Origin of the sequence: Puniceicoccus vermicola, from assembly GCF_014230055.1 — a bacterium.
Taxonomy (GTDB): Bacteria; Verrucomicrobiota; Verrucomicrobiia; order Opitutales; family Puniceicoccaceae; genus Puniceicoccus; species Puniceicoccus vermicola.
In genome coordinates, this window is record NZ_JACHVA010000075.1 from 26,514 (window position 1) to 51,128 (window position 24,615).

Consider the following 24,615-nt stretch of genomic DNA (forward strand, 5'->3'; position numbering starts at 1 on the left):
CAGAATCGAGAAGGAATATCCAGATGACAGTTCTAATGAATACCTATAACTAAAACATAGATAAATTTTAGCAAATAAAAAAGTTGAAAATTTTATCTACCTACTGTTGCTTTCGAAAATTCCCCGAATTGCTTACGAGAAGACCCCGATCTGAACCAATTGCCCGTATGTTTACCCGTAGTATAAAAATTTTTGGCGGATGTCTGGCGACATTCCTCGTGTTGCCGGAACATGGCTTTGCGGAGTCCAAGCCTCTTCTGATCGAGGCCGAGGATTTTGAATTCCCTGGCGACTGGATTCCTGCTTGGGGAGCGGGGCAGAACTTGCTGGGAGTCGTGAGCCACGAGAGTAATCATCCCCAGGACGCCTTGACGGTAGTCGATCTGCCGGAGTCGGGTGAGTACACGATCTGGACGAACTCGCGGGACTATGCGCACGACAAGCCGAAGAGCCGTCGTTATCAGCTTCGGGTAAACCAGATCCCAATGGATCGGGAGTCGGGTACTCATGGTGGCGAGGGATGGGCCTGGGAGCGGGTAGGGCGATTATCTCTGGAGCAGGGCGAAAATGTGCTTGAGCTTCACGATACGACGAATTTCTACGCTCGATGCGATGCGGTCTTGTTGACTCAAGACGCCAGCTATGACCCTAACGATGATCCCAATGTGCGCCGCTTCCGCGTTTCTCCGAAGCGAGTGGGGAGCGGTACCGATGGGGATGCCGGAGAGCCAGGAGAGGTTCGAGTTGACCAGACTTGGAAAGTTGAGGCTACCCTTGAGGGGCCTGTGGGTCGTCTGCGGTTTTTGAGTGGAGTGGATGCCGGTGGCAAGCCAAGGGTCGTCCGTCAAATCGATCTGTGGGAAGAGGAGGGGTTTATGGCGGAACCCGTCAACGCTGCGGGTGAGACACTGACACTGATCGAGGCGGATGGAGATCCCGAGATTTCCTTCGGTCGCATCATTCCGTATTGGAGCAACAATGGGAGTGTGCTTGAAGTGGGTGGAAAAACCTATCAGGTCGTCGGCGGTGATGATTTTCGGAACCCCTTCCGGGCGGGTTACGCTACGGTATTGGTTGCGCGTGCGGTCACCGATGTCACGGAGGAGGAGGTTGCCGTGCGCTACGAAGGTCCTGGGGGAGAGAAAATTGTGGGTGTGTGGAGTTTGTCGGATGAGCCGAATGTGGCGAAGGTGAGGTTCTCTTTCTCTCCGGAAAAGGCCGGTTTTTACAGCCTCGCTCTGTCTGCCTTTAGTCCTAGCGCTCGCGAAGAAGTTGCCGATGTGCAACTGCCGCCTCTCTATCAATTTCAGCGCCTGCCGGCGAGTCCGACGCTGGTCCCCAGCACTTTGACGCCGGTGCCCGCAGCGATTGTGGAGTTCGAGGGTGGGCAACCGCAGACGGCTTTCGTCTCGGGCGATCCCGCAGCTTTTCCGCTGGAGTGGGGGACGGGGATGAGTTCCATTTACGGCTTTTCGCTGCTCAATGTTCGAGGAGAGGTTCAGTTGGGGATTTTTGCCCCTGTATTGGGAACCGAGCGTTCATACTTTGAGGAGGGCGAAGAACTCTCTGTCGATTTTATCGTTGGCGCCGCTCCGAGTGACTGGAAGGCCGTTTTCGAATTGATAACGACTGATCTGTATGGCTTTCGCGATTACCGGGAGCAATATACCGGTTCGTTGACCGACGCGGTGTTGAATATCATCGAGCTATTGGCCGATGATGATGCTTCAGGCTGGGATCCCGAGCTGAAGGGCTACTACGATATTGAAGGGGATCCACATATCAGTCCTGTGGTTGCGCAGGCTTCTCCGTTGGCAGTGTTATCGGCCGCCGTGCTGACGGAAGATGAAGACTTCTATCTGAAGCGGGCTCTACCAGGTATCGAATACACGCTTTCGAGACTGGGTTTCCGCTATTCCGGAAAGCCGGGTTCGCCGCACTTCAATGAAAAAAGTGATGAACAGTTTGTTCCCTTCAGTCCCCAGTTTAATACGGCTTACTATCAGGGGCTGGACGCGTTGCTCGGCGGAAAGAACCCTTGGATAGGGGAGGCTGTACTGATGGAGGGAGGGAGGCTTCGTCCTACCGCAGGCTATGCCGTACCCATGCCGGGATGGACGCAGTATCTTGCCGCCGAACGTCTGAAACCCGGCGAGGGTTATCTTGACCAAGCGATTCGGGGGGCGGACAGATACATTGCGCAAAAGATTGATGCGCCTCAGAAGAAACCGGTGGGGGTTCGTAATTTTTACAACACGAATTTTTACCCCTATTGGTGGGATCTATTGGATCTTTATGAGATGACCGGTGATGAGAAGTATTTGGAGGCGGCGGAGGATATGGCCTACCAAACCATGGCGGGCATCCGAATTTTTCCTTCTGTTGAGGACGGGCTTATGACGATTCATCCTGGAGGAGTCTTTCAGGGGGACAGCGCCCTGCTGTGGAAAGGTCAGGAACGTTTTCGACTGGGCTTTCCGACTCAACCCGGCGACTTTCCTGAACGCTTGGTCTCCCAGGCTCAGGTTTCTCCGGTCGGATTGGGGCTTGAGCAGCCGACAACCCTGTTTGGGGCGGAGAAAGCGAATCGGCAGATCATGATGACCTCTTGGAGTCCCAGTCTGTTGCGACTTTACGAGCACACAGGCAACGAGCTTCTGCTGCCTTATGCGCGAAATGGGATTATCGGTCGTTTCTCCAACTATCCTGGCTATTATTTGGGGGGCTTTACGGATGTCGCTCAGCAGCCGGATTTCCCATATGTTGGCCCGGATATCTCTTCGATATATTTCCACCATATTCCGCCCCATCTGGCGTTTGCTCTCGACTTTCTGGTTGCGGAGGCGGTCGAGCGTTCGAAGGGGCATGTTCGCTTCCCTTGGGCACGTCAGGAGGGATTTGTTTGGTTCGATAATCGCGTTTACGGCATGGGGGAAGGGGAGATATTCGGTGAAAAGGCCCGTCTGTTTCTTAACTCCGAAACCGTGCTCTTGGATAACCAGCAAGTAAACTACCTGACTGCGAAGTCGCCGGGAATGCTCTGGATTATACTCATGAACGAGGATGCGGAGGCGGTTAACTGCGGGGTCTCTCTACTTGAAGGGGCCCAAGTCGATACCGCGGCCACTGGGACAGTCTACGAGATGGATGGAACGGTGAGAGAGATTGCTGTGGAAGATTCCGCAGTGAGCCTCTTGGTTCCAGCCAAGGGAGAGCTTGTTTTGGCTTTGCCGTCGCGAATTGCGGTGTCTCAAGAGGGCTACGACCGTATTCCTCCGGTGCGTGATGGTTTTCTGAGTGTTCCGTTGGGTGAGCCTTGGGGGACTCTTTACGCTTTCCGAATTCGTTCACCTTTTGGCGTGGACTCGATCTATGCCTATACGAGCCGCTATGTGGGGGAAGGGGCTAACGTAATCTTGCGCATGCTGGACCCGCTCGAGCTTGAGGAACGGCGTTCGGGTTTTCCCTATGAGTTTACTGTTTACCCTATCAATCCGGGTGTTCCCGTTCGTTTTGAACTCGAACTGCACCGTCCAGGTGCTGAACCGGAGGTTGTGGGGCCACTTGGCTTTCCTGCTTCAGGAGTAATGAAATAATTTGACTAAATTAAATATAGAATTTAGTGATTTAATGTAGTAGATTGTTTATTCCCTTCTCAAAGCACCTCAACCCTATCATCACCATGAAGTATTCTGTCCTCCAATCACTCCTAGTCGGTGGCATCGCCTTGGCTGCCACCTCGGCCTCCGCCGTCGATATCTATTCCAATGATTTTAGCGGCGCTTCGCCTTTGGCGGGTTGGGACATATCCCAACCAACTGGCTCGAGTGCTGGAATTTCCAATTCCGAAGGTAACCCGCTCCCGAGTCTTGACGTCAGCGATACCAGCACCTCGGCATTTGCGGAAGCCGACTACATGGTCTCCGGCATCAGTGCGGCGTCCTCGTCGGGCGATACGCTGAGGACATCCTTCGATTGGAATATTAATTCTTTCGCCTGCTCGTTGTCGAATACCGCTGCCAACCCACGGGTGGTTTTGCGGAATGGTGACTCGGACTTTGTCACGTTGGGCTTTGGCCGCCGGGGTGGATATCCGCAGGGAGTTGCCTTGTTCTTCTATGTCACGGAAAGCGCTGGCACCGTTATCCCTACGAGCTCAGATACAACAGCTGCAGCGATTGGCTATAACGGTAGTAGCTGGGATGCTGGCGCTTCCTTTGGGCAATATGATGGAACAACTCCTGGGAATAACAATACGGATGGCTGGATACACTTCGAGCTAAACTACACCTCAGGAGACGATACGATCTACGGAACGATGGTCAGAAATGATAATACGATTTCCTTCTCTTGGTCTGTGACTTCGACCACACTTGAGAGCATGGACGAGCTTGAATTCCGTGTGATGTCGGGAAGTGCTTCAGAGGCGGAGTTCGGCATCGACAACATAGGGATCTCGGTCATCCCCGAGCCATCTCAGTCTGCTCTCGGTCTGGTCGGCGGACTGGTGGTCCTGCTCTGCTTGGGCCGTAGAGTCCGCCGTTAGTCATCGGAAGGCCAGGAGCAAAAATAGATCTGCATAGGTGGGTTTGTTTGGGGAACTGAAACATTAGATAAGACTCGTTTTTGCTGTATTTGACCATTTTGGTCAGGGAGGTGCGTTTTTGAGCATCGTGCCTCAGCAGCTCAATTGCCCTCCCTCCCTTTAGCTTAGTTCACCCCGTTGCCCGATGTTACCCCGAGTAATAAGAATCCAAAGCGAGAACTCCGAATTTCAGTCTCTCGCAAAAAGAGAACGGAAGGCTCTTCTTCCTGAGTTCAGTCGAAAGACAGGATTTTCCCTCATTGAACTTCTAGTCGTGATCGCCGTTATCGGCGTCCTCGCATCGATTGTTTATGTCGTCATCCAGAGTAGCGTGAATAAGGCCAAGACGACAAGATCGCTGGCGAACCTTCGTGAAATCAATAGCGTCGCTCTTCTCTACACCTACGATCACTCGGGCAATTATCCTCAGACCTATGATCGCTACGACCCGTCTACCAAGACGGGAACAAACCTAGGCTGGGGTGAAAAAATCTGGCCCTACGTTGTGGGAAGTGACGATATTCCCTGGCCCGGCTTTGGGCCACTTCAGGAGGGCACAATCTTCTGCTCACCCTTTCTCGACATGGATAATCCTATGGACCGTTCCTATGCGATGAACAAGATGGTTGAGACCTCGGTGGCTGAAAACTACGGACCAAATTATCGCAAATACAAGCAATTGGAGAACCCCAGCAAAACCATCATCTTTTCGGACGCGGATAAAAGAAGCTCACTGACCTATGATCAGGTAAGTTTCGATAGTAACGGTAAGTTTAATGTGGTTTTTCTGGACGGGCATACTGAATCGCTTTTACCAGAAGATATTCCGGAGGACGAAACCGATATTCTTTTCAGCGGATTCGGCGACTCCTGAGCGCACCGTTTATTTCAATATTTTTTCTTGGGTTTGCCGCATCCTTCGTTCTCCCGCTGCCCGATGCTAGTTGAAGCTACGAGATATTTACCGTATCCAAGCGAACGTAGCCATGGCGATGGGCTCTGAAGCAACTGATCTACAGTGGGAAATCGGAATGACCGATTCGAACTCACTTACTCATTGCCAAATGATTTCAGGAACTCGTCTTGAATGCGTTCCTGAACTTCCTCCAGAGGGATCTTCTGGCCGAGTTCCTGTTCGAGGGAGGTTACGGTGCCGTCGGTGATGCCGCAGGGGACGATGCCGCCGAAGTGAGCGAGGTCGGTATTCACATTGAGGGCGAAGCCGTGGAAAGAAATCCAGTGGCGGGCGGCCATGCCGATGGCGGCGACTTTGCGTTTCTCGACCCACACTCCCGTGAGACCGTCGCGCCGTCCGCAGCTCAATCCGTAGGAGGAGACGACGGCGATGATGAGGTCCTCGACTTGGCGGAGGAGGAGGTGGAGGTCTCGGCTGACGGAAAGGTCGATGAAAAGGTAGCCAGTGATTTGCCCGGGGCCATGGTAGGTGATGTCGCCGCCCCGATTGGTCTCGACCACTTCAATACCATTTGCTTCCAGGAAGCTGCGGCCGGCGATCATGTGTTGCGCGGCGCCCCGCCGTTTCCCGACAGTGAAGACGGGTTCATGTTCGGTGAAGACGAGGGTGTCCGGACGTTGACCCTCCCGACGTTCTTGGAGGGTTTTCAGTTGGCGTTCCAAGGCCTCTCCGTAGCGGGTGCGGCCCCAGTTTTCAAATCGGACTTTCTCGGTCTCAGGCATGGCTCAGGTGTCGGATGAGGAGGAAGGCAAAACCGACGATGATGAAAAAGCAAACGGCGAGTTTGGTGGCGAGGGCCACCATGGCCCCGAGAAAGGTGCCCCAACCGGCTCGCCCCGCGTCCTTAAATCCGCGTCCCCCGAGGATCTCTCCGATAATTGCCCCTACGACCGGACCGAAAAAGATCCAGAAAAGGGGTGGGGGGAGGAAGATCCCAACGATTCCTCCGATCAAGGCACCAATCGATCCTTTCCATGTGGCCCCGTAGCGGCGGGCGCCGACGATTGAGAGGATAAAATCAAGGATGAGGGTGAGGAGAGTCAGCCCCAGCGAGATGAGGAGAAAGGTCGTGCCAGGTGAGTCTTCGGGAAGCCAGAAATGAAAGATCGCCACTCCGGCGAAGACGAGGACCGGCCCCGGAAAAACCGGGAGGATGGTGAGGATAACCCCCGCCGCAAAGAAGAGAAGGGTCGTCGCGAGCGGGAGCCAGAGATCCGGGCTCATTCGTCAGTCGAACTTTCAGGAGTTTCGGTTGCCGCCGTAGAATCGCCGGTTGTAGTCGAGCCTGCACTGGTGGCTCCAGATTTCTTATTTGTCGCTTTCGCCTTAGACTGCTTTTTCTGTTTCTTGGAGTCCTTCGACTTTGCCGAGCTCTGGGTGGCAGCATCGGTGGTATCCGAAGAACCCTCCCCAGTGTCCGCAGGCGTATTGAAGGTTTCCGTATCGGATTTGATGGCGGGTGCGTTGGAGTCTGGTGGGAATTTTCCGTTTTGTAGCCACTCTTCCGCGCCCTTTTGAAACTCTGCGTGGCGTTTGCTGTTGGAGAGGCGCCAATCATTCGTGCGGGCTCCTCCGGTGGTGGAGTCATAGGCGTTGCCGACTCCCGAGACTGCAGTTGTGGCCGATTTTCCAACCGCACCAGAAGCGGTTTTTACGGTTCCAACCGTGGCTTCTTGGAGGCCTTGCCCAGCTTCCTTCAGATTTCCCTTCATGAGACCTTTTCCAGTATTCAGGAGTCCTTTTCCGAAGCCGAGAACGGTGTCTCCAGCTCCCTTGGCTAGATCGCCGGCAGCCCCTGTGGCGCCGGAGACGATGTCCATGCCGCCTTTAAAGGTGTTACCCGCAAGGTTGCCAATAAGTTGACCCGGGCGGCCAATGACGTTGAGCAGGGCTTTTCCACCGTTGATTCTGGGTTGGGTCGGGGTGCCGCCGATTTCAATTTTCGTGACGACATTGCTGCTACTGGTGATCTTGATTTCACCAGTCAATTTGTCGGGGGAGGCAAACCACTTTGTGTAGAGGTCGAAGGCGGGACCTCCGATGGCGCTTTGGACGCCCGTTGGAACCACCGATTTGACGGTCGAGAGTTCGAAGCCAGTCAGCTGAATGGCTCCAGCGGTGACCGGAAGACCGTCGCCGATAATGGTGGATTTGGCGACGCCGGAGAAGATGGCGTTTCCGATTTTATCCTGCTTTTGTTCAATCTCGAAGCCGAGCTTTGCGCTGACGACCTCATCCTGGACTTTTTTCAGCAGACCATCCGGATCGAAGCCGATATCATCCGCAGTGACGTAAAAGTCGAGAAGGGTGACGTCGAGGGGCTTCTTCTTTTTGTCCTTGGGCGTGTCGAGGTAGTGAATCTTAAAATTCTTGAGCGAGAATTCTCCGATGTAGATCGGTTCGGTCTCAGAATCGGGGGCTTTGGTTTTTGCAGTCTTCGGAGTGGGCGCAGCCATGGTTTTCGTGGCTACAGTCGGGGGAGTCGCATCTGCGGTAGCGGTGGCTGTCTTTTCTTTCTTCTTTTTCTCCTTTTTGGATTTCTTTGAGGAAGTATCATTGGCCACGGGTTGGTCGGGGTCAGCGATATCCTTGTTGGTTTGGTATTCGATGATCGCGTCGGAGAGTTGAATGAGGGCGAAGTTTACGCCGGCGGGAAGATCTGCAACCGTTTCCTCGGGATTTACAGTGATCTCTCCGGAGTGAAAGTTGAAATCCTTGATCGAGTATTGGTTGAGGGCTTTGGGATCGCTCGCATCCGAAAAAGAACCCGCCAATTGGGAGACGGTGATCTTGTCTACCTGGATGGCTTTGCCAAAGCCTCCTTCAGACGGCTCCTCGGGCGGTTTCTCTTCGTCCGAAGGTTGCATTACCTTCAAGTCTTCGAAGGAAAATTTACCGTTTTTGTCCCGGCTGGTATGAACTTCGGGAGATTCGACGGTCACCTCTCGAATGACGATGGTGTCTTTGAAAAGAGATCCAGTGTCGATGTCGATGAAAAGGCGGCCCAGCGAGAAAAGTTTCGGCTTCTCGGGATCGCCGGAAGGATCGGCGACTTGAACACCAGTCACCTCAATGTCACCTTTCCAGAGGTTGATCTTAATGTTTTCGACCGAGGCGTCGGTGCCCAAAATGCCAGGCAGCTGAGAGTTGGCGGCCCATTTGGCGGTCGGGGAAAGGAAGAAGGTCAGAAAAACTAGAATCCCCACGATGAAAATCGCGACGAGACCAAGGAGAAATTTGAGGATCGAGAAACCCTGAGAGGAGGAGGAGGTTTTGTTCATCGATTGATGATAGTGAGCGAAAAACGAGGATAGACAAGTGAGATTCCCCGTGGGGAGCATTCATTGCCGGTAGATTGGAGGCACTTTCGCAGGGGAAAACTGTATCTCGATGAAAATCAGTGAAATCGGTCTGTTGAGGGGAGTCATAAAGTACACCGTTGCACTGGGACGTCCCTTTGAAAGGTAAGACGATGATCCAGAGAGCAGATGCTAGCATTTATCAACCTATTCATTCAGTTTGAGAGGCTCTGTGTAGCGGACCGTCTTTCGTTGGCGCTCGAATATGGTTTCAGCGAGGAAGACTCCTCGGGAGAAGTCCGAGATTGATTTGAAGATGTTGGCTGACAAGATCAAGGGTCCTGAATCGAGAGAATTGCGCCTCAAGGTATTTCGCGGCGTTTTCTCCTATCGTCCCCTCAATTTGTTCCTCATGAATCAGTCATCTGCACTCTTCTCCGGCCGTCGGATTCTTTTGACGGCTTGTGTCGTTTTCTCCGCAGGATTTTTCTCCGCGGTTCAGGCGGAGTCGGTTGATCCGGATGATGAAGCAATCCGCTACGTTGGACGATTTACGGAGGACTACCGTTTTGCTTGGACCGGTGCGGAGATTGAGACGCTCTTTCAAGGTTCGACGATCGCTGCGGATCTTCAAGTCGTGGCCGCGCCTCCAGCGGGTTTAACGGTGGTTGTCGACGGAGAGCCTCATTTCTTGAAAATAGGTCCGGGGCGTGGAACCTATACATTGGCCGAGGGACTGGACCCGAACGAGGTTCATCGGATCTCAGTGGTCAAACGAAGTGAAGGAGCTCGGGGCACGGTGAAGTTTTACGGTTTCGAGCTTCCGGATGGAGGCGAGCTAATGAGACCGGATGCGCCGGATCGGCGAATACTGGTCATCGGAGATTCGATCACCTGTGGCTATGGAAACGAGGCCTCCGATCCCAAAGAGGGAAATACCGTAGAAAACGAGAACGGTTACATGTCCTATGCTTTGATCGCAGCTCGGGAGTTGGATGCGGATGCGATGCTCATTTGTTGGTCGGGTCGGGGAATGTATCGCAACCGCGGTAAAAATAACGATCAAAAGGGAACTTTGCCGATGCTTTTTGACCAAACGTTGCCGTTTGACGGAGAGATCGAGTGGGACCATTCCCGATTCGTGCCGGACGTAATTGTCATCAACTTGGGAACGAACGATTCGGCCGAACTTAACGGGGCGAAACCTCCGCTTCCCAAGGAGGGATTCGTGGAGACCTATACAGAGTTTCTGAAGAGGCTTCGTGAAATGGCACCGGATTCTGTTTTGATTTTATCGATCGGGCCGATGCAATCGGGGCCGGTCGCTGGATGGCTGCCGGAGATTGCGGAGGAGTTCGATAATGCTTCCGTTCTGATCTATTCAAAATTCCAAGGGAAAGAGGATATCGGAGGTCATTGGCACCCCAGCGTGCTCAAGGATCAGAAAATGGCCCAACAGTTGGTCGAAGTGATTGAGGCATCGACGGGTTGGACGACCGGATCAAACTAATCCGGAGTGAATGTGAGGTTTCCGGGAATCGGAAACATGGGGTAAATCGGGAGATGGCGAAAGGTGGAAGCCTTTCAGCCGCTCGATGTCGGTATCCTGGTTCGGTGGCAGGTCGGGATAACAATCCGGGGGCGTTTGTTAGTGAACAATTGTCAGTGATCGGGGGGACGGACTTTTCGCGTTTTGGGAAGGTGAATCGAGGTTCTGGTCCGATGTTTTATCGGTAGCATGGGACGAAGAAGTGAGTGGACAATCTCTTGCTCCTTAATCAGCATACATTCTCTCGCTTTCAATAGAATACCCCCCCATGGTTCCCCATCCCTTTTGTTTTCGAGCTCCCTTGAGAGGGAGTTGCGGGGAACTTGTGTCCATCGAGGACGCTTACGGACCATGGCATTGGCTTTCTCACTTTTGGAGAAGTGGATCTCTCGAGCCTCATATTGAGGTTTATGACCTTCTCTAAATGTAACCCCGAAACCCTAACTACACACATACTCAGAACCACACATGAAAACAAAAACTAGCATTGTTTTACTTGCCTCATTGATTTCCTTTGGAGGACTCTTTGGGGAGAACCTTCCCCTTACCCAAGAGGAGCAAGCCGCACTGACTCCCCAGGAGGTCCTTCAACGGCTGATGGATGGGAATGCCCGTTTCCAAGCCGGAGAAACCTCTGACCCCAATGTGGAGAAGCGGGTGCAAGCTTCCGCAGGAGGACAATATCCCGAGGCGGTGATTCTCTCTTGTCTCGATTCCCGTGTTCCTCCCGAGTTGGTCTTTGATAGCGGAATCGGCGATATTTTTGTCGGCCGGATTGCCGGTAACATTGAAAACGATGATCTTCTCGGTTCGATGGAATTTGCCACCGCTCTTTCTGGAGCCCGCTTGGTGATGGTATTGGGACATACGAGCTGCGGGGCTGTCCGCGGCGCCTGTGACGGAGCTGAGTTTGGCCACCTTACCGGCTTGTTGGAGAAGATCGAGCCAGCCATTGAGCAGGTCGAGGATTTTGACGAAGATGAACGTTCGGGGACGAATTCTGAATTTGTCGACGCCGTCGCTGCGGAAAATGTTCTTTTGACGATGGCCAATATTCGCGAGAAAAGTGAAATTCTCGCCGAATTGGAAGAATCCGGCGACATCATGATCGTGGGAGGTATCTACGACTTGGGCACCGGATCGGTGACTCTTCTCGAAGAGTAGTTCTCCTCGTTGCGAGGCTCCATCTGATTCCAGAAGGTATTTGCCCAAGAGGGACCGCGAGGTCCCTCTTTTTTTTTGAGCCTTTCGTTCTTATACCGAATTTAGTGAGTTTTGACCGTTATGGTGCAGCGCAGAATCGAAGCAGCGCAAGGCTCATTTCTCATCCCGCCATAACTATCAAAACTTCCTAAATTCGGTATTAGTTCGACCTCCTTCTCGGGCTTGTCGGCGAGGGCCTCTCTGTAGTGGGTAGGGCGGTAGCCCGTCCGAGTACTAACGCCCCAAGTCGTCCCCGATGATCTTCTGGTAGGCCCGGAAGGACGCTTTTGGTGTCCTTTCGAGGGTTTCAAAATCGACGTAGGTGATCCCGAAGCGCATGTCGTAGCCGCGGGTCCACTCGAAGTTGTCCATCAGAGACCAACAGAAATAGCCTTGGACTGGAACGCCATCCTCGTCGCGGGCTGCCTTCATGGCGTCGGTGTAGCCTTGGAGGAAATTTGCCCGAAATTGATCGTCGACCGCTTCCTCGCGGCTGTTGGCTGCGACCGAGCAGCCATTTTCGGTGACGTAAATGGGGTAGTCTCCATAACGCTTGTGGATCCAGTTGAGCAGGTTCCGGAATCCCCAGGGGACCACGTACCAGCCCATGCTGGTTTTCTGCCAAGCCTCATCGGCGGAGAGAGATACCTGCTGGTCATCGCTCATGCCGCCATTGCCTTCTCCGGGAGCAATGCCTCCTTTTTCTGGGGGGCGGGCCGAGGCGTAGTGGGTCGTGTAGTGATTCAGTCCGATGAAGTCGACAGACCCCTTCACCAACGCTTGCTGTTCGGGAGTGAAGGAGGGGAGGCGGTCCCCGAGACGTTCTTTCATGATCGCCGGATAGTCGCCCAGGATGACGGGATCGGTGAGCCAGGCGAAGAAGAACTCCAGAGATTCCTGGGCCGCAGCCCGGTCGGCTTCGTTATCGGTCAGTGGCTCCCGCCAGTCACAGTTGTTGGCGAGCCCGATCTGACCGGGATAACCGCCTTCGCGGAACTCCTTGACCGCCATACCGTGGGCGATGAGAAGGTTGTGGGCGGCAAGATAAGGTTCAGTATTGGACACGCGGCCCGGGGCAAATTCTCCGTTTCCGTATCCCAGGACGGCGGTGCACCAATTCTCGTTAAAGGTAATCCAGTGGTTCACACGGTCGCCGAAGGCGTCGAAGCAGGTCTTGGCGTAGCGGCAGAAGGCTTCACTGGTTTTTTCCGAGAGCCAACCGTCGTTTTCCAATTGGAGGGTGAGGGGAAGGTCCCAGTGATAGAGGGTGATGAAGGGGGTAATTCCCTTGGCGAGGAGGCCGTCGATCAGGCGGTTGTAGAACTCGATGCCAGCGGGGTTTACGGATCCTTTGCCGTCGGGAATGATGCGGCTCCAGGAAAGGGAGAAGCGGTATCCGGTAACTCCGAGCTCGGCCATGAGCTCAATATCCTTCTCGAAAAGATGATAGTGATCGCAGGCCACATCACCGGTGTCCGCATTCTTGATCTTCCCGGGAGTGTGGGAATAGGCATCCCAGATATTGAGGCCTTTTCCGTCTTCGAGCCAGGCTCCTTCGATTTGATAAGCCGCGGTTGCGGTTCCCCAGTAAAATGGTGTTTTCATAGTAGGATAGAGTTGCTTCTGAACCCTATTGACTTGCCGAACGCCCCGGGGAGTCAACGGCAATTCGGAGGAGGTGGGGAGGCGAGGTGTGCACCAGTAACTCTTCTTCTAAACCGGTGAAGAAGGGTTTAACGGAGGGGTCAACCGACCTTAGTGGCCTTGAGGAGATTCTCCCTGGATGATGAGAGGTGCCGAGTCAGTTCGGCGAAGCTTTGATCCGCTTGGGTTTCAGTGAGGCATAGGAAGAGGCTTCCCCGGTGGGGACCTACTTGGAAGGGAATCGCGATGCGGCAGATGCCGGGCCGGGCGAGGGAACGATCTCGGAAAATCTCCGAATCGGGAGAGGTTCGGAAGCGGGTGAGAGACTCTTGGAGTTCCGCTAGGCTTGCAATGCTGCTCAGAGGCCCTCCGACCATTTGTCGCTGTTCCTCCGGGGTCATCAGAGAGAGAATGGCGAGGGCGCCAGCATGGTCTCCTTCAAAATGAAGGGTATGCCCGGGATGAATGATCGAGACGGCTCCTTCGGCGACCTGGCTGGCGACCACGATCAGACGATCGTTCAAGAAAGTCGCCAAAGCCGTGGATTCGTTGGTGATTCGGCAAAGTTGGCGAACCGTATTCTCCGCGACACTTTGGAAACCTCCCGATCCGCCGGTGCAGAGCTGTATCCAGTTCTGCAGGGCAGGACCTCGGACATAGCCGACCTTGCCAGACCGGCGCACATAGTCGGCAGCTTCGAGGGTCTGGAGAAGGCGGGAGAGGGTGGCATCGGTCGCCCCAGGGAGAGTTTGACGCAGCTCCGAAAAACGGACCGGTTCTTCCTCCAGAGAAATCCTTTCCAGGACTTTGATGCCACGGAGCAGGGTGGAGGAAGAAGGGTTTTGGGGCGCGGCCATATTCGGGAAAACCCTTAGGCTGGTGCGATTCGGGGCATTGGCAAAACTTCTTTCGCCATTTCCGCCTGCACAAAGGCTTGCAGGAGTTTGGCTTTGACCGCCGCATATTCGGGGTCGCTCCAGCGATTGTGGATCTCGCCTGGGTCAGTTTTGAGGTCATAGAGCTCTCCGCACTCGAAGGCGCGGAAGACTGTTATCTTGTAGCGGTCATCAATGTAGGTCTTGTGTTCGGCTACGCCCGGTTCGTGGTTGTCCTCGACCAGGGTGTGGGATCGCACCGCGGATTGCGGGTCGCGCCAGGAGGGTAGCTGGTCGACGCCGGTCATAGCGTAAGGTTTGTTGATTCCGGCAGCGCTGAGCATCGTTGTCGGCAGATCGACCAGACTCTGGAGTGCCTTCGAACGGCCGTTTTTCGGGACCTCTCCGGGCCAGCGCACAAGGAAGGGAACCTTGACCCCGTCATCGTAGTGGAAGGGGCCCTTGGCGATCAAGCCATGGTGCCCGAAGTAGTGCCCATGGTCGGAGGTGAAGATGACCAGGGTGTTGTCGGCGATTCCGAGCTCCTCCAAGTGGTCGAGGATTTTTCCGACGTAGTGGTCGAGGGCCGACACCATGCCGTAGTAAATGGCGATGTCCTTTGCCAACTCCTTCGGATCGTGGGAGTGGTCCTGAACCCCATGCATCCATTTTCCGTGAATGCCGTAATCTTCCTTCTTGCCCCCTTCGAGACTCAGCTTGCGGAAAGGGCTGGCATCCGGATCGTCGAGCTCGGCTGGATCCAGTGACGGGACGGTGATTTTTTCCGGATCATACATCTCGCTCCACGGTTTGGGAATGAGATAGGAGGGATGGGGGTCGAAGAAGCTCGACCAGAGGAAGAAGGGCTGGTCACTTTGAGCGTATTCGCTGAGGTAGTGATTCGTCCGTTCGCTGATCCAAGTATTGTAGTGATACTCTTCTGGGAGGTCCCATTCGTGCTTCCGGGGGCCCTGACTTCCCGTGGGTTTTTGGAAATAATCGCGCCAGTTTTTCAGGCCTTTCTCTTCCATCCAGAGCGCGTAGTGCTGGCCGACGTGGGCTTCGTCCGTGTGGTTCCGGGCGAGCTCGAAATCATCGAATCCGTAGAAGGGGCCCTCGAAGTTCCGCCAGAAATCCAGATCTTGAAGAGTGGGGTAGGACTCGAGGGAGGGAAATTCCTCGGTGCTTTGGAGTGGTTGGAAGTGGGCCTTGCCGACGAGCCCGGTCCGGTATCCGTTTTTACGCCAAGTATCGTTCATGGTCGGCCGGTCTTCGAGAAGCTTGGTCCCGAGGGTGTAGGCACCGTGCTGACTCGGCCATTGCCCGGTGAGGATACTCGCCCGAGTCGGCGTGCAGGTTGGGTTCGGGCAGTAGGCTCTCTCGAAAAGAGTCCCTTGGCGGGCAAGGCGGTCGAGGTTCGGGGTCTGAATCTCGGGGTTGTCGATTCCCAGCGTGTTCCAATGCTGCTGGTCGCTGGTGATGAGGAGAATATTGGGTCGGGCTTTCATAATACCAAAAATAGAAGTAACTACAATTAGTGATAGTATTCGAGCCGGGCAATCCAATAGTCGAAAAAAGGGATTCTTTGCTGGGAGGATACCTGGATTTCGGCCGCTTCCGCGGTTCCTCACTACGATCGGCGCAGGAGGAGGGCCGGAGAGAATTCCTTCCCGCTGGCCAACAATTCTTGCTTGTCATCGTGAAGGACATCAGCACTGTACTTTCTTTCGCCGCCGGAATAGCTCAGCTGGTAGAGCAACTCATTCGTAATGAGTAGGTCGTCGGTTCAAATCCGACTTTCGGCTCCAGGCGTAAATCCCTTTTTAATAGCGGCTTGTGGGATTTTTTCTTTTCTTGTTTAGATTCCTTCTTTTTTGAAGGTGCCCGGAAAGTGCCTATTTTGAAAAGGCTGCTGAAATCCGATATGTGGGAAAAATTTTGGTGTCGATCCCTTCCGACCGTTCAGCTTTGCTTTCTGACGAACACGAAAAAGCCCCGCCCGATAGTCGAGCGAGGCTTCTGCTTCGAAAGTCGCCTTAAGCTCAAAGGTTGTCTTTCACGCTTTCCCAGAGGTCCGTAACACCTGCTTGGAATGCCTCTAAGACTTTTTTGCGAACATCTCGGAAGTGGCACTCGGTACCAAGAGTCCATTGCTCTTTGCTAAAGTCCGCGCCGCACATTCTCACTCCCGAAAAAATGGATTGGAATTGCCCCAATTTCTCGTTTTTGTGCATTTATGACTAATGTACGCTGAATTTTCTCCGGAAGTGAAAAGCTTGCAGTCTACTCGCGAATTCAGATAACTCGTTTCTATGAGCGATGACCCGAAACCCCCGCCGCCCCCAGCACCTATTCCTGCCCCCACGGGAAACCCTGGAACACGTGATCTAAATCCGACACGGTAGGAGTGAGTTCGAACAAAGAGATCTGGGAAAGCTATACTCGATACACCAAAGATCTTACCGAGTACTCACGGAAACTGGGATTCGCCGGCGTTGCGATATTTTGGATTTTGAAGAATCCAGACGGTTCATTTTCGGTCCTCATGAAGATCGCTTTGATTTTTTTCATCCTCTTTTTCGTGTTCGATATAGCTCAGTCCTATGTTGGATCTCGTCGGCGTCTAGAATGGAACCAGTCCGAAGAACAAAAGATGTTCGCGAAGTATGAGACGATCGATGGCGAATACCACTGGCCCAGAGAGCTTGATATACCTGCGCAACGATATTTCCGGCTCAAGGTAGGAGCATTGATTTCTGCTTACTCCCTAATCGTTGCGGAAATGATGCTTCGGTTCGTCCAATGAAAAGATTAAAGAACCTTTAACAAGATTCGACACCATAAAGCCCCCCATAGAGCATGGCTAGTATTCTCACCATCCTGAAAGATATCTTCTTCTTGGTTGGCGCCATTGCGGGGCTCTTGGCTCTATTTCGGCAATTTGTAGAGAGCAAGTTCAAGAAAGACCTCGACCGACTGAATTCTATACTCTCCAAATTTAGTGCTAGTGAAATAATGGACCTTGAGTATTTGATCGGAGGAGCCCGTAAAATTCCTGACAGTGTCTTTTCCCCCTTCGAGAATCTCGCGAAACAAAGGAAGATCAGCTGGAACGAAGTTTGTTTTACAGGACCATTACGGAAAGAAATTCAGTCGGAACTTGAATGCCTTGATCAGGATTACCTTTCTCTCAGAGAATTCATTCAGACACCCCACTGGGATGGATCGAACTGGGACTTTAGATACTATTGGACCTTCGAAAAGAATAGCTTCTCAGAACTGCAAGGCAAAGGCTCCTATCCGGAACATCTAAAGATGGCCGAAGAGGCTGCAGAACGACTCCGAAAAAGATTTCAAAGGGTCCAGGCTCTGGCTGACCTTCACTTCTATCAAGCTATTGCTTCCGGTTTCACCGTTCCTCGATTGTTCCGAGCACGAGGGCTAGAACTGTAAATTGAATAGAGATCTACCCAAGCAGCAACATTGCCCGGGCGTGGACCTTCTTCCTTTTCGGGTGCGAATACTGATTCCACCGGAGTTTCATTCCGATCGATGTATCTGCGAACGCAGCGGATTTCATGAAGCTCACCTCCTCAGCTTTTTCTTGATGTGGATCGCCCGTTTCGCCGCATCCACGGAGGAGGTCAGAAACTTCCGGTCTTTCCCGGGGTTGAGGTATCCCCCATCGACATAATACTTGCGAAACGTCGGGTAAGAAACCCCGCAACGGCGGGCGGCTGCCGCTCCCGAGAGACGGGCCGGCGGCTGGTGCAGTGCCTCGAGGATCGCATTCTGAGTCTCCTTCAGCGACTGAAGCTCCGACAAGATCATTCTCTCCCCTTTAGTCATCCCTTCATTCATCGGTATTCCTCCTGATCTGTGACTTCGATCTCAATTTTCCTTAGAAGGTCCGGTGCGACCTTTGCGGCAGGTCCTGCTGCCGAAACCATCCATTGTGCAATATCACAAATGGGTTTAGTTCCTAGGAATTCAGGAAATTCAGAAAAGGGTATCTGAAACCAGTGCGCTACCTCCATACTGTTGCGGTGCGGCCTTCCTCGGAAGGTTACTCTCAGGATCTTATCTTTCCACGCTCTTCTTAATGGCTCTGCACCTGGATAAACTGGTTCGTCTTCGTCGGACCAACGAGCAGGCGTTTTTAGAATTTTCCCCCGGAAAAGTTGTCGTAGCCTCTGTTCACGCTTCATGCTGCTTTCTCCTTCTCAGGTGCGAATGCTGATTCCGGAGTTTCGTTCCGGTCAATGTATCTGCGAACGCAATCGATTCCATGGGCAATCATGATTTCCCATTCACCTTTTTCAGCTTCTGTGGAGAGCCTCAGACCTTCCATGAGGTAAGTCTTAGCGGCTTCTTCTCGCGTGATCCGCAGTTCAGCAGCGATGCCATCAAGAACGGCGGCTTGTTCATCAGTCAGCTCGATTCCGATTTTCATAGGGTATACCTTTACAATAGACCGCCCGCGCTGCTCAGGGTTCTGAATAGGCCACATACGGCCTCCCCAAGCGAACACGCGGGCGGAAAGTGTATTGGAATATTGTATGTGTTGAGGTTCAGAATTCCCCGGGCCTTTACGGCTTAAGATTAAATAAGCACACTATTCAGTATTGTCGCAAGCACAAAAAAGGCCGGCGGGGTAAATGAGGAAATCCCCCGCCGGCCTATCCTTTTCTTTCATGAACCCTATATCAGAAGTATGGAAATTCTAGTAATGTATCTTTGATACAATTACGTAATTGTGCGTAATGCTCGTTTTTGGCTGCCATCGATGCAGGAGTTTTGCCTCTCTTCACCCGCTGATGGGCTCGTTCGTCTTCAGGTGTTCTGGAATTGGCCAAGGCTCGGGCGGGGCAACATAGAAATAGGCATTAGAGCTTTTGCTGATTTCTTGGTTGAGCACAGCGGTGACATCAATCGGGATGTCTTCCCCGTCGATATCCGCGGATTCCTGGGTTGAGATATTCACACCAAAGGAAATGTTGCCGAGCTGCCGAGCTCCTGCTCCGGGAACAAAGTTGGTCCCGTCTTTAATGACTTGGCCTTGATAAACTTCAAAATCGACGGTGATGTCTCCAGTTCCGATCTCGCCATACCAGAACGCCCTCAACCGGAAATCGATTGCGGCATCCGGCAAGTCTTCGCGGAGCTTCTTGAGGTCCACGCGTACGGCCTCTTCGCCGATCTCCAAGGTGTTATCGCCTGCCCAGAGAAGATAATCGGTTTTGCGACTCCCATCTCCGACTGGTTCTCCTCTACTCCAACCAACGTCCTGCCCGAAATCGCTGGCTCCGGGAGTCAAATTGGCTGTGCGCGTATCGAGGTCACGACCCCCGACGTCTTCCCAGGAATAGCGGATGACAATATAATCAGCGTCCTTGATCAGCTTCGTCACATTCACGTTGCAGCGGGCCATGGGAAACATCTTCTTTCCGCCGGCTTTCCACTGTGCTGGAAGATCCCCGGAGTAGAGGAGGGGCCCGCTTCTTTCGGCGATCACCGCGCTGGCCTCCTCGCAATCCGTGTTCTTGGCACTGTGGAGAGATTTCATCGGGTATGAGGCTTTGGTTCTCCAGCCCTCGCTGGTGATCTTCACGATGGCTCCCTTACTCCCACCGGCCTGCATGCTTCCTCCGGTAGCTCGTGGGTAGTCGATGGCCCGCAATACCTTCTTCGAATCAAACCCTGCTGCTACGAGGATGTCAGCGAGCTTGACTCGTGCTTCCGCTGCGCTTTTTCGAATCATTGAAGTTTACTTTCCAACCGGCCCAGGCGCTTTTCCATGGAGACAATTGCTTTCTGCCAAGCCGGTTCTCCCTGGGCTTTGTTACCGCCGCCTCCGCCGCCTTTCTTCATGTCCTTGGTCTTGGACTTCTGGCGATCCTTCTCAAGGGCATCCCGCATCTCCTCATCGGTGAAGAACCGGCCTTTCTTCCCTTCGCGGAATTCGCGGAACCCCTTGCCATCGGGGGTGTTCTCACGCTGGAAATACAAATCTTCCTCCTGTTCGGCACGGGCTTTGACCGCTTCGCGAAGATTCTGATCGCTGGATAGATCGCTTGTGGCGGCTCCACCGGTCGTGGCCGTGCCCACACTCCCACCTGAGCCCCTGGCACCGGCGGTTGCTGGATCATTTAAGGAGAGAATTCGATTCCTAGTTTTTTCAAGTTCCAACTGCTTCTCGGTCAGCTTCACCCCAATCTCCGCTCTTTTGGCTGAGTCCTCTTCCAGACGCCCTTTTTCTCTAAGCATCCGGATCTCTCCCTCAAGTTTCTCCGCCCGCTTATTCTCAAGAGCTATCACAGCCTTCGTTCCGCCCTCCTGTTGAGCTCTGATCATTTCCCGATCAGCTTCCAGCTTTGTAACCCTAGCCAGATTCTTGCGGACGATTTCCAGATTGTCAGAGATCTCCTTATTGCGACGTTCCCGGGCCTCTTCAATAGCATCGTGAAGCTTAGCCAACTGGTTCTGCATTTCCATTTCCTCACGTTGGCGAATCTTCTCCAGAGTAATTTCCCGCTCCTTTTCCTTCAGTTCCTTTGCCTGTTTGATCTGCTCTGCTCGAAGCCGATCCTGTTGAGCCCACTCAAGGCTTTGCTCTGCAAGTTCGGCCCGCATTTCGGACAAACTCAAAGTTGTATCATCGATGTCCCCGGTGAGTTGATTGACGATATCACCGAAGGATTCCCCCGCATCGGCAGCAAATTTGAATGTCTTCGCAATGTAGGACACTCCATGGAGTCCGATCTCGGTGAGTTGATCTTTCAATTCCTCCGCATCCTTGATCATTTCACTTTCAATACTCAGTTCGCTCATATCATTGCGAAGCTTTCGGAGGCTTTTGCTACCATCCTCCAGGACATTCACAAATGCAGCACCTTCCGAATCAAAGAATTTGAAAGCCAGCCGAAGTCGGTCACTCTCTTCTCGGGTGTCTCTCAGGCCGTCTGCAACCTCGTAGAGGATATCATCGAATGATTTGGCATTGCCTTCTCGATCCCGCAACTCAATGCCCATCTCTGCGAACGCTTTTTTCGCTTCTCCGGATCCATTTCTAGCCTCGGCAAGCCGACGATTGAAACGTTGCAGGGCCATATCCGTCGTGCCCGCTTCAATGCCAGCCTTTTTTAGACCAGCTGCACGAAGCTCCTGAAGCGCGTCAGTAGTGATCCCGATCGTATCCGCTTTCTTTCCGATGCGGTCCATGTAATCGACGAGGTCGCCGAGCTTACCTACTGCGAAACCGGCTGCGGCCCCTGCGAAGAGTCCTTTCATCGTCCGGGCCAATCCCTTCCCCCGTTTCTCAACCTTGTCGGCCGCGCGGTCAAAATTCCGGGTGTTCCCTCCGAAATGTGCAATGATCGAATCGTTCATCAGAGTCTAGATCATGAGCTGAGCAATTTCTTGTTCGTAGGCCTCAATCTTCAGGAGGATATCCCGCTTTTCGGCTTGGATCTCTTCGATCAATCTCCGATTTTGGCTAAGGCCATTTTCGATTTCGCCAATGATCAAGTCGGTGAGCGCTTCCAGCGATTTTTTTGGAAACTTCACTGCGACTGAAATGGCGATGTCCTCGAATCCGGTTCGTGGGTTGAAGCGGGCTAGCAATGCATCGAATTTCGCAGCCATTGTGCGGCCCTGGCTCATCGAGCTGTTTGCCGTTTCTTTCACGAGTGCAGCAACCAGAACCGAATGGCCCTGGTGTTTGTTGGAAAAATCTTTCAATTCCATGATTGATCCTCAGCTATTTCCCGGACTGGGGAACACATTGGCGAGTTGTCGATCAATTGCCCGGCATGCTCGCGAGATTATAGGGTCATCTGCGAATTCCAGAGACACTTTGCTTATTGCCAAACGTGGTTCCAAGGTCTCCTCCAAAATTGCTTCAAACTTGCTGAGTGCTGGCTCTGGGAGGCATCTCACGATCATCTTGCCAAGAACATCAGAAGAGAAATCGACCATCTCCTGATTGAGTTCTTCGGTCGGATTGGATCCACAATCCGGATTCTGTGGGCGACGATCACTCATTTGCCAGACTCTTGTAACCCTCGTAAAAGTTCAGTGCTTTCAACACATGTTCGGCGTCGACGGTTTTCTCCTGATCTAACAACTCGCAGTAGAGCGCGGTGAGAACATCGTCCAGTTCGTCGAATTCCTCTGTGAGCGCCAAGAATCGACCATTTTGAGAAGGAGGGATGTAGGAAACGACCCTTTCTAAGATCTTTGCCAACAGCTCTCGACCGCGTTCTTGCTCGAGGAAAGTATAATCTTCTGGTTGTTTTTGTTTTCTCATATCCTAGAGGTGGCGTTTCGCGAGGCTGGAGACGATCGATTCGGAAGACCGACCCGGATAGAACGACGAGAAATTGAGGCAGCGCTCAACGAATCCTTTGGTGCTCCCGGGAGTCGCTTCCGCGGCCGCCTTTACCGCGACCAATCGAGCGTGAACTTTGGAGGCCTCGAATTCTGATTCAGTTCGCTCCACACTTTCGAGATGCTCAATGGCGTTGGGATATTCTTCCAGACCCGAAAACTTCCCTTCCGCGGCCAGATACCTCTTGTTTTCGGCCTCAACTTTCTTCGCCCGCCGATTATGCAAGCGGGACACTTGAGCAAGAATCTTGTCAACGGTGCGGCTGGGATAGAGCTTGGCTAGCACGAGTCCCTGCTCAATGTCCTCAGTGTCGTGATTCTTGACAGCCTTGATCGCATCTACGACCTGGGTCATTTTGTTCGCAAGACCTTTGGCTTTTGCCTCTCCTTCAGCGTAGAAGGTTTGGCGTAGATCGGCAATCGCTGATGGATGATCGACCAGTTTCTGAGCCGAAGATGTAAGTGATAGTGGTAGTTTCATAGTTTCTTGTTCCGCTGCATGGCGGCTCGCTTGATTGTTTCAGGTAGGAAAAGCTTCCGCCGTGGGCAGACAAAATCCGGAGTAATCTCACCGGTAGACACCATCCGATGAGCCGTTCGCAAAGAAACTCCGAGAATGAAGGCCGCACCTGAAAGCGTATGCAGGTGAACCGGCTTGGGCTGTGGGTTATTATGTGCCATTTCCTTTAGGTTCGGGGCGTCAACCGGAGGTTAGAAACGGTGTCCGGAAAGACGACGGCGGCGGGAAATCGGAACGTACTGTGTCTGCTCCTCACCAGCCTTCGGCAACTGCGCCTCAGCTTCCTCCAGACGCTTGGTTAGGACTTTGAACATTGCCCTGATTGCCGCTTTTGTTGGGAGTCGCCCCGTCTCATCGCGGGGAATGTCGAGTCGCCGGATCTCCCAGCGCGTAAGGCCTGAAAGCGATTCCAGTTCCTCAAGTGTGCTGTACTCTTGCATAAGTTATTGAAGCGGAAACGGAAGCGGAACTTTTCAGGATAGAATCTCTCAAAAACGACCGTCGGCGCGCCCTACCTCTGGAAAATTTTTCTCAAAAAAGGACCCGTGATTTTCTCTCATCCAGGCCAAGAGGCGCTCTGTGTCGGTCCCCCCGGGGGGTAATTTTTCGAGAATTGTTGTCCGGTGCTTGCCGATTGCTTGCTTGCTAACTCCAAGCCTGGATGCCAGGGAACTGAGACTTTCCCGCCTCTCAGTCAGTATGTGGTGAAGCGCAGCAAAACTCGGTGAGAGGCCGGCCAAGCCGACCAGGAAAGCCTCGATGGCCTGCAGTGTGTCGCGTCGAGTTCGTTCGGCAGCGATCTCATCAAGCAAGCCTACCAGCTCCCACGCTGTTTCTTCCCCGACTTCTTGAATCAGGAGATCCATGGCCGGACGGCCCCGTGCATCGTGCACGAGGCGTCCGAATCCTGGACCATCGAGGGCGCCGTTTTCGAATAGTATCTGACGCTCCATCGATCAGAGATTTGACGAGGCAACCTCCTCAACTTTAGCAATGAATTCGCGGAGCGTTGCGGCGGCCACGTTGTGATAGCGTTGACGAGAGAAGGGAGGTTTAACCGGTGCGAGTGCCTTGCTCGCCAAGCCGAGACTCTTCAGGATGCGACTCAGATTCATACCTACTGATTCATCGAGCCTTGTGGGATCGAGATCTTCAGCCATCTCATGAGCACGTTTCTCGGCGAATTCATGTTCCACTTTCGACGCCCTTGAGATGGCCTCGTTAACTGCCCCGTCTCTGACTCCCCACAATGCGCGCTTTGTCTTCTCAAGGTGGCGACGAGCGGCGACGAGTGCGCTCTCGGCCCCGATCCTGGAGGAAGTGGCGTTACCGATTTCACTCGGTTTTCCGTCCTCGATCGTGGCGGCTTCTTTTTGTTTTGCTTGCGCGAGTGCGCTCTCGGCCTTTTCGAGTCGAGTGGTCGCGTCGGCTTGATCCTTCTCGAGCTTTTCGAGCTGATCGAGTTCTCCAGTGAACCCGACATAGCCGGGTGTCCGATGATTGAAGTCCGAGTAGGAGATTTCCTGGTCGAACGGATTTTTGGTTTCTGTGGTCATTGTCTTATTTCTTTGGTTTG

General features: G+C 53.2%; 25 protein-coding genes and 1 tRNA gene. 8 read left to right on the forward strand and 18 right to left on the reverse strand.

Annotated elements, in window-relative coordinates:
- Nucleotides 1–167: 167 nt before the first annotated feature.
- From H5P30_RS08145 to H5P30_RS08155, 3 genes are all read left to right on the forward strand, one after another.
- Entirely contained in the window at nt 168–3,596 is a 3,429-nt protein-coding gene (locus H5P30_RS08145; RefSeq protein ID WP_185692454.1) for a hypothetical protein, read from the forward strand.
- Nucleotides 3,597–3,682: 86 nt separating this feature from the next.
- Complete coding sequence (locus tag H5P30_RS08150) at nt 3,683–4,546, forward strand: hypothetical protein (protein ID WP_185692455.1); 864 nt, start codon at nt 3,683–3,685, stop codon at nt 4,544–4,546.
- A gap of 184 nt (nt 4,547–4,730) precedes the next feature.
- On the forward strand, nt 4,731–5,459 hold the full coding sequence (locus tag H5P30_RS08155; RefSeq protein ID WP_185692456.1) for a type II secretion system protein: 729 nt from the start codon (nt 4,731–4,733) through the stop codon (nt 5,457–5,459).
- Between the two features lie 176 nt (nt 5,460–5,635).
- Here the strand turns inward: H5P30_RS08155 and lipB are convergent, their stop codons facing one another.
- The 3 genes from lipB to H5P30_RS08170 are packed head-to-tail and all read right to left on the reverse strand — an operon-like array spanning nt 5,636 to nt 8,842.
- On the reverse strand, nt 5,636–6,283 hold the full coding sequence (gene lipB, locus H5P30_RS08160) for a lipoyl(octanoyl) transferase LipB (RefSeq protein WP_185692457.1): 648 nt from the start codon (nt 6,281–6,283) through the stop codon (nt 5,636–5,638).
- Nucleotides 6,276–6,785 carry a DUF456 domain-containing protein gene (locus H5P30_RS08165; protein ID WP_185692458.1) on the reverse strand — a complete coding sequence of 170 codons (510 nt, stop codon included), beginning with the start codon at nt 6,783–6,785 and terminating at the stop codon, nt 6,276–6,278. Before H5P30_RS08165 ends, lipB begins: the two co-directional genes overlap by 8 nt.
- Entirely contained in the window at nt 6,782–8,842 is a 2,061-nt protein-coding gene (locus H5P30_RS08170) for a DUF748 domain-containing protein (RefSeq protein ID WP_185692459.1), read from the reverse strand. Before H5P30_RS08170 ends, H5P30_RS08165 begins: the two co-directional genes overlap by 4 nt.
- 430 nt (nt 8,843–9,272) lie before the next feature.
- Between H5P30_RS08170 and H5P30_RS08175 the strand changes: the two genes are divergently transcribed.
- A complete protein-coding gene (locus tag H5P30_RS08175; protein ID WP_185692460.1) occupies nt 9,273–10,370 on the forward strand; it encodes an SGNH/GDSL hydrolase family protein in 1,098 nt (365 codons plus the stop codon).
- A 507-nt stretch (nt 10,371–10,877) separates the two neighbouring features.
- Nucleotides 10,878–11,573, forward strand: coding sequence for a carbonic anhydrase family protein (locus H5P30_RS08180; protein WP_185692461.1), 696 nt, complete (start codon nt 10,878–10,880; stop codon nt 11,571–11,573).
- Nucleotides 11,574–11,846: 273 nt separating this feature from the next.
- Here the strand turns inward: H5P30_RS08180 and H5P30_RS08185 are convergent, their stop codons facing one another.
- The 3 genes from H5P30_RS08185 to H5P30_RS08195 form a co-directional block, all read right to left on the reverse strand.
- Nucleotides 11,847–13,217, reverse strand: a complete 1,371-nt coding sequence (locus tag H5P30_RS08185; RefSeq protein ID WP_185692462.1) for a GH1 family beta-glucosidase — start codon at nt 13,215–13,217, stop codon at nt 11,847–11,849.
- 140 nt (nt 13,218–13,357) lie between these two features.
- Nucleotides 13,358–14,113 carry a helix-turn-helix domain-containing protein gene (locus H5P30_RS08190; RefSeq protein WP_185692463.1) on the reverse strand — a complete coding sequence of 252 codons (756 nt, stop codon included), beginning with the start codon at nt 14,111–14,113 and terminating at the stop codon, nt 13,358–13,360.
- Between the two features lie 14 nt (nt 14,114–14,127).
- The gene (locus H5P30_RS08195) at nt 14,128–15,639 is read right to left on the reverse strand and encodes a sulfatase family protein (RefSeq protein WP_185692464.1); all 1,512 of its coding nucleotides are present in this window, start codon (nt 15,637–15,639) and stop codon (nt 14,128–14,130) included.
- Nucleotides 15,640–15,863: 224 nt separating this feature from the next.
- On the opposite strand from H5P30_RS08195, the gene H5P30_RS08200 reads away from it, so the two are divergent.
- From H5P30_RS08200 to H5P30_RS08210, 3 genes are all read left to right on the forward strand, one after another.
- Nucleotides 15,864–15,939: transfer RNA gene (locus H5P30_RS08200), tRNA-Thr, on the forward strand.
- A 599-nt stretch (nt 15,940–16,538) separates the two neighbouring features.
- Complete coding sequence (locus H5P30_RS08205; protein ID WP_185692465.1) at nt 16,539–16,937, forward strand: hypothetical protein; 399 nt, start codon at nt 16,539–16,541, stop codon at nt 16,935–16,937.
- A 53-nt stretch (nt 16,938–16,990) separates the two neighbouring features.
- Nucleotides 16,991–17,584: a hypothetical protein gene (locus tag H5P30_RS08210; protein ID WP_185692466.1), complete on the forward strand. Its 594-nt coding sequence runs from the start codon at nt 16,991–16,993 to the stop codon at nt 17,582–17,584.
- Nucleotides 17,585–17,716: 132 nt separating this feature from the next.
- On the opposite strand, the gene H5P30_RS08215 is transcribed toward H5P30_RS08210, so the two are convergent.
- The 12 genes from H5P30_RS08215 to H5P30_RS08270 all read right to left on the reverse strand — a co-directional run bounded on the left by H5P30_RS08215 (nt 17,717) and on the right by H5P30_RS08270 (nt 24,595).
- Nucleotides 17,717–17,992 (reverse strand): hypothetical protein, encoded by a 276-nt coding sequence (locus H5P30_RS08215; RefSeq protein WP_185692467.1) that lies wholly within the window; start codon nt 17,990–17,992, stop codon nt 17,717–17,719.
- A complete protein-coding gene (locus tag H5P30_RS08220) occupies nt 17,989–18,339 on the reverse strand; it encodes a hypothetical protein (RefSeq protein WP_185692468.1) in 351 nt (116 codons plus the stop codon). The genes H5P30_RS08215 and H5P30_RS08220 overlap by 4 nt, the downstream gene beginning before the upstream one ends.
- Nucleotides 18,336–18,584 carry a hypothetical protein gene (locus tag H5P30_RS08225; protein ID WP_185692469.1) on the reverse strand — a complete coding sequence of 83 codons (249 nt, stop codon included), beginning with the start codon at nt 18,582–18,584 and terminating at the stop codon, nt 18,336–18,338. Before H5P30_RS08225 ends, H5P30_RS08220 begins: the two co-directional genes overlap by 4 nt.
- A gap of 354 nt (nt 18,585–18,938) precedes the next feature.
- The gene (locus tag H5P30_RS08230) at nt 18,939–19,892 is read right to left on the reverse strand and encodes a hypothetical protein (RefSeq protein ID WP_185692470.1); all 954 of its coding nucleotides are present in this window, start codon (nt 19,890–19,892) and stop codon (nt 18,939–18,941) included.
- Nucleotides 19,889–21,520: a phage tail tape measure protein gene (locus H5P30_RS08235; protein WP_185692471.1), complete on the reverse strand. Its 1,632-nt coding sequence runs from the start codon at nt 21,518–21,520 to the stop codon at nt 19,889–19,891. The genes H5P30_RS08230 and H5P30_RS08235 overlap by 4 nt, the downstream gene beginning before the upstream one ends.
- A 6-nt stretch (nt 21,521–21,526) precedes the next feature.
- Entirely contained in the window at nt 21,527–21,877 is a 351-nt protein-coding gene (locus H5P30_RS08240) for a hypothetical protein (RefSeq protein WP_185692472.1), read from the reverse strand.
- Nucleotides 21,878–22,166: 289 nt separating this feature from the next.
- Nucleotides 22,167–22,439 carry a hypothetical protein gene (locus H5P30_RS08245; RefSeq protein WP_185692473.1) on the reverse strand — a complete coding sequence of 91 codons (273 nt, stop codon included), beginning with the start codon at nt 22,437–22,439 and terminating at the stop codon, nt 22,167–22,169.
- A gap of 3 nt (nt 22,440–22,442) precedes the next feature.
- Nucleotides 22,443–23,000 carry a hypothetical protein gene (locus tag H5P30_RS08250; protein ID WP_185692474.1) on the reverse strand — a complete coding sequence of 186 codons (558 nt, stop codon included), beginning with the start codon at nt 22,998–23,000 and terminating at the stop codon, nt 22,443–22,445.
- Complete coding sequence (locus tag H5P30_RS08255) at nt 22,997–23,200, reverse strand: hypothetical protein (protein WP_185692475.1); 204 nt, start codon at nt 23,198–23,200, stop codon at nt 22,997–22,999. Before H5P30_RS08255 ends, H5P30_RS08250 begins: the two co-directional genes overlap by 4 nt.
- A gap of 30 nt (nt 23,201–23,230) precedes the next feature.
- The gene (locus H5P30_RS08260) at nt 23,231–23,479 is read right to left on the reverse strand and encodes a hypothetical protein (RefSeq protein ID WP_185692476.1); all 249 of its coding nucleotides are present in this window, start codon (nt 23,477–23,479) and stop codon (nt 23,231–23,233) included.
- 48 nt (nt 23,480–23,527) lie between these two features.
- Nucleotides 23,528–23,992, reverse strand: a complete 465-nt coding sequence (locus H5P30_RS08265; protein WP_185692477.1) for a hypothetical protein — start codon at nt 23,990–23,992, stop codon at nt 23,528–23,530.
- Between the two features lie 3 nt (nt 23,993–23,995).
- Nucleotides 23,996–24,595 (reverse strand): hypothetical protein, encoded by a 600-nt coding sequence (locus H5P30_RS08270; RefSeq protein WP_185692478.1) that lies wholly within the window; start codon nt 24,593–24,595, stop codon nt 23,996–23,998.
- Nucleotides 24,596–24,615: the final 20 nt, after the last annotated feature.